8 protein-coding genes are annotated in these 12,824 nt (G+C 56.9%); all 8 read left to right on the top strand.

Going from position 1 to position 12,824, the window contains the following annotated elements:
- The first annotated feature begins 18 nt into the window (after positions 1–18).
- Positions 19–2,535 (top strand): sugar phosphate nucleotidyltransferase, encoded by a 2,517-nt coding sequence (locus tag Q1K23_RS04590; protein ID WP_300362825.1) that lies wholly within the window; start codon positions 19–21, stop codon positions 2,533–2,535.
- Positions 2,536–4,563 (top strand): glycoside hydrolase family 57 protein, encoded by a 2,028-nt coding sequence (locus Q1K23_RS04585; protein ID WP_300362824.1) that lies wholly within the window; start codon positions 2,536–2,538, stop codon positions 4,561–4,563.
- Between the two features lie 35 nt (positions 4,564–4,598).
- Positions 4,599–5,630, top strand: coding sequence for a DUF4921 family protein (locus Q1K23_RS04580; RefSeq protein WP_300362822.1), 1,032 nt, complete (start codon positions 4,599–4,601; stop codon positions 5,628–5,630).
- Positions 5,627–7,036: a glycogen synthase gene (locus tag Q1K23_RS04575; protein WP_300362820.1), complete on the top strand. Its 1,410-nt coding sequence runs from the start codon at positions 5,627–5,629 to the stop codon at positions 7,034–7,036. Before Q1K23_RS04580 ends, Q1K23_RS04575 begins: the two co-directional genes overlap by 4 nt.
- Positions 7,033–7,872: an ROK family protein gene (locus tag Q1K23_RS04570; RefSeq protein ID WP_300362818.1), complete on the top strand. Its 840-nt coding sequence runs from the start codon at positions 7,033–7,035 to the stop codon at positions 7,870–7,872. The genes Q1K23_RS04575 and Q1K23_RS04570 overlap by 4 nt, the downstream gene beginning before the upstream one ends.
- A gap of 92 nt (positions 7,873–7,964) precedes the next feature.
- Positions 7,965–9,452 carry a glycogen synthase GlgA gene (gene glgA, locus Q1K23_RS04565; RefSeq protein ID WP_300362816.1) on the top strand — a complete coding sequence of 496 codons (1,488 nt, stop codon included), beginning with the start codon at positions 7,965–7,967 and terminating at the stop codon, positions 9,450–9,452.
- A gap of 49 nt (positions 9,453–9,501) precedes the next feature.
- Complete coding sequence (gene glgB / locus Q1K23_RS04560; protein WP_300362815.1) at positions 9,502–11,421, top strand: 1,4-alpha-glucan branching protein GlgB; 1,920 nt, start codon at positions 9,502–9,504, stop codon at positions 11,419–11,421.
- Between the two features lie 12 nt (positions 11,422–11,433).
- The coding region (gene pgi, locus Q1K23_RS04555; protein ID WP_300362813.1) for a glucose-6-phosphate isomerase at positions 11,434–12,824 on the top strand (1,391 nt) is incomplete at its 3' end.

The raw sequence follows: 12,824 nt of genomic DNA, 5'->3' as shown, positions 1-12,824 counted from the left end.
TAATCAAAGGATTTTATGATGTCAAAGAGACTCAAAGCGGTCATGATGGCCGGCGGATTCGGGACCCGGATCCAGCCACTGACCCATTCCATTCCAAAACCCATGTTGCCTGTCGTCAACCTTCCGATGATGGAGCATACCCTCAACAAGCTGATCGAAACGGGGATCGACGAAGTCGTCATCCTGCTCTATTACAAGCCGGAAGTGATCAAGAACCATTTCGGAGACGGAAGCAAATGGGGGGTGAAGATTCACTACGTCTTGCCGGATGACGATTACGGGACTGCCGGAGCGGTCGGTTTCGGACGGGAGTATCTCGATACGACCTTCATGATCGTCAGCGGCGACCTCGTGACCGACTTTGATTTCAAGGAGATTTTCGAGTATCACGAAAAGAAGAAGTCGAAGCTCACCATCACCCTCACTTCAGTGGAAAACCCCCTGCAGTTCGGTGTCGTCATCGCCAACGAAGAGGGCAAAATCGAGAAGTTCCTCGAAAAACCGAGCTGGGGCGAAGTCTTCAGCGACACGATCAATACCGGTATCTACATCATCGAGCCCGAGATTCTCGAGTATATTCCGGTGGGTGAGAATTTCGACTTCGCGAAAGATCTTTTCCCCCTTCTGATGAAAGAGGGGATCGATCTGATGGGCTTCAACGCCGTCGGATACTGGCGCGACGTCGGAAACCCCGACAGCTACAGAGAAGTGCACGACGACATTCTCAACGAACGTCTCAATTTCACAATTCCCGGCAAAAAAGTGGACTATCCCGATGGGACGCTCTGGCTGACGGGCGAGAGCGAGATCGATCCGTCGGTGGAGATCATCGGAAATGTCGTTATCGGCGGCAACGTGAAGATCGGCAGAGGATCGAAGCTCAACAATGTCGTCGTCGGCGACAATGTGACGATGGGTGAAGAGTGCCAGATCCGCAACTCCGTGCTGTGGCACGACATCGAGATCGGCAAAAAGTTCATCCTCGACAACGGTGTCATCTGTAACAACAACAAAATCGACGACAATGTCACGGCAAAAGCCGGCCTCATCCTTGCGGAGGGTTGCAAGATCGGCAAGCTGGCCCAGTTCGAGCAGGATGTGACGATCTGGCCCAACAAAGAGATCGAACCGGCGGCCATCGTCAACCGAAACGTCGTCTGGGGAAGCAAATACAAAAACTCCATCTTCCAGTACGGCAGCGTGACGGGCAAGTCCAACGTCGAGCTCAGTTGTGAGATGGCGACGAAACTGGCGGAAGCCTTCGCAGCCCAGCTTCCGCAGGGTGCGACGGTGATGGTGGGACGCGACCACGACAAGAGCTCGCGGATGATCAAACGTGCCTTTCTGGGAGGGCTTCTCTCCGCGGGTATCAACGTCGTCGATCTCAAAAGCGTTCCGCCGGCGGTCGTCCGCTACTCGATCGCCCGAGGAGACAATGTCGTAGGGGGCGCCTATGTGCGGCGAAACCTCTACGATCCGACCTCGACCGATATCAACTTCTTCAACGAGGATGCGCTGCGTATCGATACCAACACGGCCAAGTCGATCGAAAAAGCTTTCTTCAACGAAAAGTTCCGACGCGTCGAATTCAACAAGATCGGCCAGATCCACGAGAGTCTGCACTGGGAAGAGTGCCATGACTACCGCACTGCTGTGGAATTGACGATCAACCAGAAGATACTCCGCTCAAAAAATGTCAGAATCGCCGTCGATCTGATGCACGGGGTCACCTCCGATGTATTCCCCAAGATTCTAAGCGATCTGGGCATCGACAACATCACGCTCAACGCCCATGCCGAGACACGCAGTGTCACCAGCATCGACGTGATGCGCGAGAAGTCTCAAAGAGATCTGGGTGCCATCGTCACGTCGCTGGGGCTCGACGCCGGTTTCATGATATTCTCCGGCGGACAGCGGATGGCGATCATCAGTGAAAAAGGGGAGTTCTTCGACAAGATCAAAGGTCTCTCCGTCGTCCTCTGGCTCCTCAACCTCGAAGCGGAGGCGGAAAAGAGAAAGATGAAGGTCTTCCTTCCCGCATGGGCGCCGGACATCATCTCCTACGACAATCTGATCATCGAACGGGGCATCTACAACAGCTTCAAAGCGGACAAGCTTCGGGAATACGACCTGATCGCCACGATCGACGGCAACTTCGCCTTTACCGAGTTCATGCTGCACCGCGATGCGATGTATGCGACACTCAGAATTCTGCAGATGATCATCCGCCACGATGTCAAACTCTCCGAAATCGGGGAGAAGGCGAGATCCTTCTATTACGTCACCAGACGTCTGGAGTGTCCGCAGGAGCTGAAGGGCAAGATGATGCGCAAATTCCTCGAAGTGGCGAAGGATCAGCGCAGTTCGACCGTCGACGGGGTGAAGATCTGGGAGAGTGATACCGACTGGATTCTGATGATTCCCGATACCTACGGCGACTATCTCAACATCTATATCCAGGCGAAAGACGATGAGAGCGGCAACAGAATCTACGAGAAGTATGCCGGTCTGATCAAAGCGTGGATGAACGAGTAGATGGCGCTCTCTCTCAACTTCTTCTGGCATATGCATCAGCCCGACTACCGCAATGCGGAGGGTGTGATGGGTATGCCGTGGGTCTTTCTTCACGCCATCAAAGACTATTACGAGATGCCGTGGCTTCTGTCACGGTATCCCGCCCTGAAGGCGACCTTCAACATCACGCCGCCGCTGATCGAACAGCTTATGCTCTATATCGAACGGGGCGCGTCGTGCGACCTCTTTCTGACTCTCTGGGGCAAAGAGCCACGTGATCTCAGCAGCGACGAACGCGCCTATGTGACGAAAATCTGCAATTCCACACAGTTCGATACGATGGTCAAACCGTTCCATCGCTATGTCGAGCTCTATAAACGCGACGATCTCAATGACATCGAGTTCATAGAGCTCGAAGTGCTCTTCATGCTGGCGTGGTGCGGCAACTACCTGAGACAGAACGATCCGACGGTCGATAGGCTCATCAAAAAGGGGCAGGGCTTTACCGGCGGAGACAAACGTGAGCTTCTCGATGCGCTGATGGGGTTTGTGGGTACGATTCTTCCTTTTTACCGCGAGCTGCTCGAAAAGGGACAGATCTCTCTGGCCACGACACCCTTCAACCATCCGATCCTGCCCATTCTGATCGACATGAACAACGCGCAGCGCTCCAATCCCGAAACGAAAATTCCCCCCAACCACTTTCCTCTGATCGAGGACGCGAAAGAGCAGGTGAGACGTTCCGTGGAGCTTTACGAAAAGATATTCGGACGGAAACCGACCGGTTTCTGGCCGGCCGAAGGGGCGGTGGACGAGAAGAGTGTGGAGATCTACAAAGCCCACGGTCTTAGATGGATCGCGACGGACGAGGCGATCCTCTTCAAATCGCTGGGCAGCGACCGAAGGGAAGAGCTCTACCGACGTTACACCTTCGAGGATCTTTTCATTGCTTTCAGAGACCATGGCCTGAGCGATCTGATCGGATTCACCTACCGCTTCTGGGAAGGAGACAGAGCCGCCGACGACTTCATCGCCCACCTTCACAAAATCGACACGGAGATCGAAAACGCTTCGGTTTCGGTCATTCTCGACGGAGAGAACGCCTGGGAGTTCTATCACAACAACGCCTTCGATTTTTTCGACGCCCTCTACAGGAAACTGGACCAGATACCCTGGTGCCGTACCGTCACGATGGACGAACTGAGCGAAGCGCCGGAAAAGAGCCTCCCCAGACTCCATCCGGGCTCCTGGATCTACGGCACTTTCGACACGTGGGTGGGCCATCCGGAAAAGAACGCGGCGTGGGAGCTGATCTACCAGACCAAGAGCGACTATCTCCACCACCGGCAGAGACTCTCTCCCGAAACCGACGGGAAGATCACCGACCACTTTCTCGCCGCCGAGTGTTCCGACTGGTTCTGGTGGTATGGAGAGGATCACTATACCGACTACGCGGAGGAGTTCGATCAGCTCTTCAGGTCGCATCTGATCGAGATCTACCGCCTGATGGAGGTAGCCGCGCCCGCGGTCCTCTTCAAGCCGATCACGGGGGACAAGAAAAACCTCCACGCCCTGATCAACGAGCCGAAATTTCCGATCCATCCGACGATCGACGGTCGGGTCACCTCCTTTTTCGAGTGGCTCGGAAGCGGCATGATCGACGAGACGAAGCTCTTCTCCACGATGGACAAGGTGCGCGGCCCGATCGAGAAGATCTACTGGGGAGAGGATATCGACACCCTCTACATCCGTCTCGACGGAGAGATGGAGAAGCTCAAGGAGAGCGGAGAGGTCCGAATCTACGTAAAGGGGCTCGAAAACACGATCGACATCGATCTGCGGAGGAAGCCCAAAGACGGGTTGATCTCCATGGCGATCGACAGAATCGTCGAGATCGGCATAAGAAAACGGCTCCATTTCCACGATATGGAGAGTGTCAGAATGCGTCTGGAAGTGCTGATCGACGGTGAAGTGGTGCAGGTGCTGCCCGGCGTGGCGGAACTGGTCGTCGATCTGAACGAAGACTATTCGGAGCACTGGTTTGTCTGAGATGAAAGATCTGAAAGAAAAAAGAGGGAACGACAATGTCTGAAATCCGCTACGACCTTCTTCATGACGAATACGCGCTGATCGCTCCCGAGAGACTGCACCGCCCCGACTGCTACAAATCGCCTCGGCGCGACGAGGCGACGCGAAAGAGCTGCCCCTTCTGCGAAGGTCACGAAGCGATGACACCCCCCGAAATCTTCGCGATCCGCGACAACGAACCCAACACCCCCGGATGGAAGACGCGGGTCGTCCCCAACCTCTACAAAGCCGTCCAGATCGAGGCGGCCTGGGAGAGCAGGGAGGTGGGGATCTACCAGGCGTGGGAAGGCCTGGGTGCCCACGAAGTGATCATCGACACCCCAAGGCACCTGACACGCATGGACGCCTGGAGCTATGAAGAGTATTTCAACTGGCTCCATACGCTCCGTTCACGGATCAACGACCTGAAAAACGATTTCAGGCTCGTCTATTTCTCCCTTTTCAAAAACCACGGCCATTACGCCGCGGCGACCCAGGCCCACCCCCATACCCAGCTCATCGCCCTGCCGGTGGTGCCCAAACGCAAGCTCGATCAGCTGCAGCGCGCCCACAGATACTTCCTCGAGCGTCGACACAACATCTTCGAGAGTGTCCTGGCCCAGGAGCTACACGACAGAGAGCGCATCGTCATCGAGAGCGACCATTTCGTCGTCGTCTGTCCTTTCGCCTCGACCTTCGCCTTCGAAGTGGTGATCATGAGCCGTGAAAGCGCCGAATCGCTGATCGCCCTCAACGACGTCAAGCTGCAGGACCTCTCCGACGTTCTGAAGCGGACGATCGACGCCCTCTACGTGGAGCTCGGGGATTTCGATTTCAACATCATTTTCAATACGCCTCCGGTGCAGAAAAACGTCGTGACCGAACCCTTTTTCGACACGCTGCCCCAGATGTGGCGGTTCGCCCTGCGGATCGTGCCCAGGATCTTCAGACTCGGAGGCTTCGAGTTCGGAAGCGGGGTCCAGATCAATCCCGTGCCCCCCGAGGAGGCCGCCGATCTGTTGCGGAGCGTCATCGAAGGAAAAGCATGAAACTGCTCTTCGCCGCCGCCGAGATCTTTCCGTTCGCAAAAAGCGGGGGATTGGCCGATATGTCCCATGCGCTCCCCAAAGCGCTCTCTCAATCTGTCGAGACGGTCTCTGTGATGCCCCTCTACCGTTTCATCGACAAGGAGAGATACGCCATCGAACCGACCGGCCAGGGTTTTTCCCTGGATCTTGACGGTACGACGCACACCATCGAGTATTTCAAAACAGAGCACGAGGGCGTATCGCATCTTTTCGTCTATAACGAAACGCTCTGCGAAGTGGATCATCTCTACGGTCCTCCGGGCGGCTGCTACAACAACAATGACATCCGTTTCGCCATCTTCTGTCACGCCGTCGCTGATCTGGCGAAGCGCCTCGATACCGATATCGTCCATCTCAACGACTGGCATACGGCGCTGGCCGCACCTCTCGTAAAAGATATGGGTCTGCCTGCCCATACGGTCTACACGATCCACAACCTCGCCTACCAGGGCGTTTTTCCTTCCTCGAGCATCCCGAAAACGGGCCTTGCATCCCACCATTTCACGATGGAGGATATGGAATTTTACGGATCCGTCAACTGGATGAAGGGGGGTATACGCCACAGTGACGCGGTGACGACCGTGAGTCCGAGTTACGCACTCGAAATCCAGAGGAGCGAGTATGGATGCGGTCTCGACGGTTTTTTGAGAAAGCACCGCGGGAAACTCCACGGCATTCTCAACGGAATCGACGACGAACTCTACGACCCCGAAAACGACGCCGCGATCCCCTGCCGTTTTTCCAGAGAGCGTCCGGCAAACAAGAGCCGCTGCAAGAGAGCCTACCTGAAAGAGATTGATATTGACAAATATGAGCTTCCTCTCTTCGTTTTCATCGGCAGATTCGTCGAACAGAAGGGGCTCGACTGGATCGTCGAAGCGGTGGATGAAATCGGCAGGATGCCGATGGTGCTGGCGATCCTCGGAGAGGGTGAGGAGCGCTACCACGTGCTGCTGGAAGAGGCGGCCAGACGGTACGAGAACATCCACCTTCGATTCGGTTACGACGAAGCGCTCTCCCACAGAATGTACGCCGCCGCCGATTTCCTGCTGATGCCGTCACGTTTCGAACCCTGCGGTCTCAACCAGATGATCGCGATGCGCTACGGCACCGTTCCCGTGGTGCATCGGGTCGGAGGCCTGCGGGACACGGTCCATCCCTGGCGCGAGAAAGCGCTTCTCTGCGGCAAGGGGTCGCTCTTCGAAAGATCCGATGCCGACGCAATGATGCGCGCGATAGGGGATGCGCTGGAACTCTACGAAAAGAGGCGTCATCTCAATCGTATCAGAAAGTTCGACATGGGATGCGACTTCTCCATCCGCAAGTGTGCAGAGCGTTACCTGGAACTCTACAGGAGCCTCGGATGAGCCGTCTCGCCGTCGATATCGGAGGAACGCATCTGCGCTACGAACTCATCGGCGAAAGGGAGGAGGCGTGCGGCACGGTTTCCAGCCGTGAAACCGAACCGACCCGTTTCATCGAATCGATGCTCAAAAGGTATCCGGAGATCGATGCGGTGGCGGTCTCCTTCGCCGGGCAGGTGAACGAGGGCACGATCGTCGCGGCACCCAACATCGAGGTCGCCGTCAGCGAGATACAAAACCATTTCGAATCCCGTTACGGTATCCGCCTCAAAATCGAGAACGATCTCAACTGCGCGGCCCTGGCCGAATCGGTCTACTGGGGGGACGGAGAACTGGTGGCGCTCTACTCGGGTACCGGACTGGGAAGCGGTATCGTCGAAAAGGGCGAGATCTGCCACGGCTGGCGCTCTCTGGCGGGAGAGATCGGCCATGTCCCCTATCGGGAGGCCCCCTTTTCCTGCGGATGCGGAAAGAACAACTGTCTCGAACTCTACGCTTCGGGCAGTGGAATAGAGAAATGGATGAGGCAGGCCGGATGTGCCGGCGATCCCGATCTGAAGAGACTCTACGAATCCTCCGATCCCGAGTGCCGAAAGATCGCCGAGTACTATATCGAAGCGCTGCTGCATGCATCGGCGACGATGGTGACCCTTCTCAATCCCAAAACTCTCGTCCTGGGTGGCGGAGTGATCCAGCACAACCCCTTTCTTCTGCCCATCGTCAGGGAGAGGATAGGCGCCTACGCCCTGGGAGCCTCTCTCGAGGGGCTGCGGATCGAAGCGACCCGCATCGAAAACGCCTCTTTGGAGGGTGCGAAGCTGTTGTTGGATACAATGTAAGAGGGTGAACGGTGAACGGCAAACGGTGAACCGAAGTAAGTGATCGACACCCTCTGCCGCTCACCGTTTACCCCGCAATGCAAGGAGCCGAAATGAACAAACCGTTGAATATACTTTTTACCGCTTCCGAAGTCGTGCCTTTCGCCAAGACCGGCGGACTGGCGGATGTGGCGGGCGCTCTGCCCAAAGCCCTGGCGAAACTGGGCCACAACGTCGTCGTCGTGATGCCGCGCTACTACAGCATCGACAAAAGCAAGCTGGAACACGTGCCCGGACCTCTCGGCGTGCCGATGGGAGCGATGGGAGAGCTCTGGGCCGGGGTCTACAAGGATACGCTGCCCGGCAGCGACGTGCCGGTCTATTTCATAGATTTCGAACAGTTTTACGGCCGCTCGGGACTCTACGCCGACGAAGGCGGGTTCAGCTATCCCGACAACGACAACCGCTTCGTGTTTCTGAGCAAAGCCGCGTTCCAGCTCTGCAAGAAGCTCGAATTCAGGCCCGACATCATCCACGCCCACGACTGGCACACGGCGGCGCAGCCGGTGCTGAAAAACACGCGGTTCGCTTTCGACGACTACTTCAAAGATGCCGCGTCGGTGCTCACGATCCACAATCTCCAGCATCAGGGACAGTTCTTCAAAGGTGTGATGGATGTGATGGAGGTGGGCTGGGAACACTTCAATCCCCATGAACTCGAAGCGATGGACGGGGTCAACATCCTCAAAGGGGGCATCGCCCATGCCGACGCCGTCACCACCGTCAGCCGCAGATACGCCCACGAGATCCGCACACCGGAGTTCGGTTTCGGCCTCGAAGGGCATATCAACGCCCACGGCCACAAACTCTACGGCATTCTCAACGGCGTCGACTACGACGAGTGGAGTCCCGACATCGATCCTTTCATCGCGAAACGGTACGATCTCGACGACATGAGCGGCAAAGCGGTCTGCAAGGCAGACATGCAGGAGCGCTTCAATCTGCCGGTCTGGGACGACGTGCCTCTGATCGGTTTCGTGGGGCGGTTCGCCGAACAGAAGGGGATCGGTCTCATCGCCGGAGCGATCGAAGGACTCTTGCATCTGAACGTCCAGATCGTCATGCTGGGGACGGGTGAGAAGTGGGCGGAAGGTTTCTTCAGCGAGATCGCCGGAAGATATCCCGACCGTTTCGCCTGCTACATCGGCTACTCCAACGAACTGGCCCACGTCATCGAAGCGGGAAGCGACCTCTTCCTGATGCCTTCGCTCTTCGAGCCCTGCGGACTCAACCAGATCTATTCGCTCCGCTACGGGACGCTGCCGATCGTCCGCGCCACCGGCGGTCTGGACGACACGATCCAGAACTACGATCCGGCCACCAAGAGCGGCAACGGCTTCAAGTTCGATTGGGCCACCCATGATGCCCTCTACCATACGGTCAAGTGGGCCGCCGACACCTACCGATACGACAGGGACGCCTACGAGATCATGCAGCGCACGGCGATGCAGGCCCGTTTCGACTGGGAGAGCGCCGCGAAGAAGTATGAAGATCTCTACTATCATACCCTTTACGCCAGACGTGTGGAGAACCTGAGATAGAGTCCATAAGAAGAGGCGGGGAGCCGCTACCCAAGCAAGGAGAAAGAGAATGAAAAACGCAATACACTATGACGTCACACGATTCAGCGATATGGATATCTACCTCTTCAAAGAGGGGACCCATGTCAAGCTCTACGACAAACTCGGTTCCCACCCGATGGAGAGAGACGATACGAAAGGGGTCTATTTCGCCGTCTGGGCCCCCAACGCGGCGATGGTCAGCGTCATCGGCGATTTCAACGGCTACGATGCGGCCGCCCATCCCCTGAAACTCAGAGAGGACGGGTCGGGTATCTGGGAAGGGTTCATCGAAGATGTGCAGATCGGCCAGACCTACAAGTACCATATCGTCTCCAAAATGGACGGACAGAGCTTCGAAAAGGCCGATCCCTACGCCAAGTACGCCGAAAAGCCGCCCGCTTCGGCCTCCCGTGTCTGGAGTATCGACGATTACGAATGGCAGGACGACGCCTGGATGGAGCTGAGAAAAGATCGAAACGCCCACGACAAGCCGATCAGCATCTACGAGATGCACCTGGGATCGTGGCGCCGCGTGCCGGAAGAGGGGGACAGGCCCCTGACCTACGTGGAGGCGGCCGAGCAGCTGGCCCGCTACCTCGTGGACATGAACTACACCCACGTCGAGATCATGCCGATCACCGAATACCCCTTCGAAGGCTCCTGGGGCTACCAGGTGACCGGCTACTTCGCGCCGACGGCGCGCTACGGCACGCCTCAGGAGTTCATGCGATTCGTCGACATTCTCCACCAGCACGACATCGGTGTCATCATGGACTGGGTCCCCTCCCACTTCGTCACCGACGGCCACGGCCTGATCAACTTCGACGGCACCTGCCTCTACGAGCATGTGGACCCGCGTCTGGGCTACCATCCCGAGTGGAAGAGCGCCATCTTCAACTACGGCCGCAACGAAGTGCGCGCCTTTTTGATCTCCAGCGCCATGTACTGGCTCGAGAAATACCACATCGACGGTATCCGCGTCGACGCGGTGGCATCGATGCTCTACCTCGACTACGCCAGGGAGGAGGGGGAGTGGATCCCCAACAAATACGGCGGCAACGAAAACCTCGAAGCGATCGAGTTTCTCAAGCAGCTCAACGAGACGGTCTACGGCGAGCACGACGACATCGTGATGGTCGCCGAAGAGTCCACCGCCTATCCGATGGTGACGCGCCCGGTCTACATGGGAGGTCTGGGATTCGGTTTCAAATGGAACATGGGGTGGATGCACGACACCCTCAAATACTTCAAACTCGACCCGATCTACCGGCAGCATCACCACCACCAGATCACCTTCAGCATGTGGTACGCCTTCGACGAAAACTTCGTCCTGCCCCTCAGCCACGACGAGGTGGTCCATATGAAGGGCTCTCTCATCCGCAAGATGCCGGGAGACGACAACCAGAAATACGCCAATCTCCGCGCACTGTTCGCCTACATGACGGCCCATCCGGGCAAAAAGCTCCTCTTCATGGGCGGAGAGTTCGCCCAGTGGAGCGAATGGAACTACGAGCGGAGCCTCGACTGGCATCTGCTTGAAAATCCGTGCCATCGGGGCATCCAGCGGCTGGTGGCCGATCTCAACAGACTCTACAAAACCGAGAGGGCCCTCTATCTCTACGACGAGAAACACGCCGGTTTCGAGTGGATCGACGATACCGACTACCAGCACAACGTGCTGGCGTTTCTGCGAAAGAGCGACAGGGAAGAGGAGACGATCCTGGTGGTCTGCAACTTCGCCGACACGGTCTATCACAACTACCGCGTCGGTATGCCGATTCCCGGACGATGGCAGGAGATCTTCAACTCCCAGTACAAACAGTACGAAGGGTGGGACATCACCAATCCCCAGCCGATCGAGACGGAAGAGATCGAGTGTCACGGAAGAAAGTATTCGCTCAATCTCCAGCTGCCGCCCCTGGGGGTCAGCTTCTTCAAACTGGTATAGGAGTCAGAGAATATGCTGAAAAATATCGATCCGACACGCACGGATGCCTGGAAGAGGCTGGAGAAACTCTACGAAGAGAGAAAAGGGAAGCACCTGAGGGAGATGTTCGCCGCCGATTCACGCCGCTTCGAGAGGTTTTCGAGAACCCTGGACGACGAGATACTGCTCGATTTCTCGAAAAACCTGATCGACGACGAGATATTCGAAACGCTTCTGGCGCTCGCTGTCGAATGTGACGTCAAGGGTGCCGCGGAAGCGATGTTCAAAGGCGAGAAGATCAACCGTACCGAAAACCGCGCCGTGCTTCACACCGCCCTTCGAAACCGCAGCAACACCCCCGTTCTCGTCGACGGAGAGGACGTGATGCCCAAAATCAACGCCGTCTTGAAACGGATGGAGGATTTCTGCGCCCAAATCCACGGCGGCGAATGGAGAGGCTATACGGGCAAAAAGATCACCGACATCGTCAACATCGGCATCGGCGGTTCCGACCTGGGACCGGTCATGGTCACCGAAGCCCTCAGGGCCTACAAACTCGACGATATCGAGCCCCATTTCGTCTCCAACGTCGACGGGACCCATATCGCGGAGACTCTCAAGCGTGTCGATCCCGAGACGACTCTGTTTCTGATCGCCTCCAAAACCTTCACGACGCAGGAGACGATGACCAACGCCCATACGGCGCGCGACTGGTTTATGAAAGCCGCGGGCGACGACAAGGCGGTGGCGAAACACTTCGTCGCGATGTCCACCAACGCCGAGGCGGTCGAGGCGTTCGGCATCGATCTGAAAAACATGTTCGAGTTCTGGGACTGGGTGGGCGGCCGCTACTCCCTCTGGTCGGCCATCGGACTCTCCATCGCCCTGACGATCGGCTTCGACCGTTTCGTCGAGCTTCTCGAAGGCGCCCACGAGATGGACAACCACTTCAGAACCGCCCCGTTTTCCGAAAACCTGCCGGTCATCATGGCACTTCTGGGCATCTGGTACGACAACTTCCACGGCGCCGAAAGCCACGCCATTCTGCCGTACGATCAGTACATGCACCGCTTCGCCGCCTATCTCCAGCAGGGGGATATGGAGTCCAACGGCAAGTACGTCGACAGAGACGGAAAAAAGGTGACATACCAGACGGGTCCGATCATCTGGGGCGAGCCGGGGACCAACGGCCAGCACGCCTTCTACCAGCTCATCCACCAGGGGACCAAGCTCATTCCCTGCGATTTCATCGCCCCGGCCGTCTCCCTCAACCCGATCGGAGAGCACCACAAAATCCTGCTTTCGAACTTTTTCGCCCAAACCGAGGCGATGGCTTTCGGAAAGACGAAAGAGGAGGTGGAGAGGGAGTTTCTGGATGCGGGGAAAAGCCTCGACGAGGTGGCCGACCTGATTCCCCACAAGGT

It is taken from the genome of Hydrogenimonas sp., assembly GCF_029933015.1.
GTDB lineage: Bacteria > Campylobacterota > Campylobacteria > Campylobacterales > Hydrogenimonadaceae > Hydrogenimonas.
Note: the sequence above shows the minus strand (reverse complement) of the source record. Positions and strands in the feature narration are given on the sequence as shown.

Excerpts from the sequence above, each read along its gene's own strand:
- Q1K23_RS04590 (WP_300362825.1), top strand. The coding sequence starts at position 19 with ATGTCAAAGAGACTCAAAGCGGTCATGATGGCCGGCGGATTCGGGACC.
- Q1K23_RS04585 (WP_300362824.1), top strand. The coding sequence starts at position 2,536 with ATGGCGCTCTCTCTCAACTTCTTCTGGCATATGCATCAGCCCGACTAC.
- Q1K23_RS04580 (WP_300362822.1), top strand. The coding sequence starts at position 4,599 with ATGTCTGAAATCCGCTACGACCTTCTTCATGACGAATACGCGCTGATC.
- Q1K23_RS04575 (WP_300362820.1), top strand. The coding sequence starts at position 5,627 with ATGAAACTGCTCTTCGCCGCCGCCGAGATCTTTCCGTTCGCAAAAAGC.
- Q1K23_RS04570 (WP_300362818.1), top strand. The coding sequence starts at position 7,033 with ATGAGCCGTCTCGCCGTCGATATCGGAGGAACGCATCTGCGCTACGAA.
- glgA (WP_300362816.1), top strand. The coding sequence starts at position 7,965 with ATGAACAAACCGTTGAATATACTTTTTACCGCTTCCGAAGTCGTGCCT.
- glgB (WP_300362815.1), top strand. The coding sequence starts at position 9,502 with ATGAAAAACGCAATACACTATGACGTCACACGATTCAGCGATATGGAT.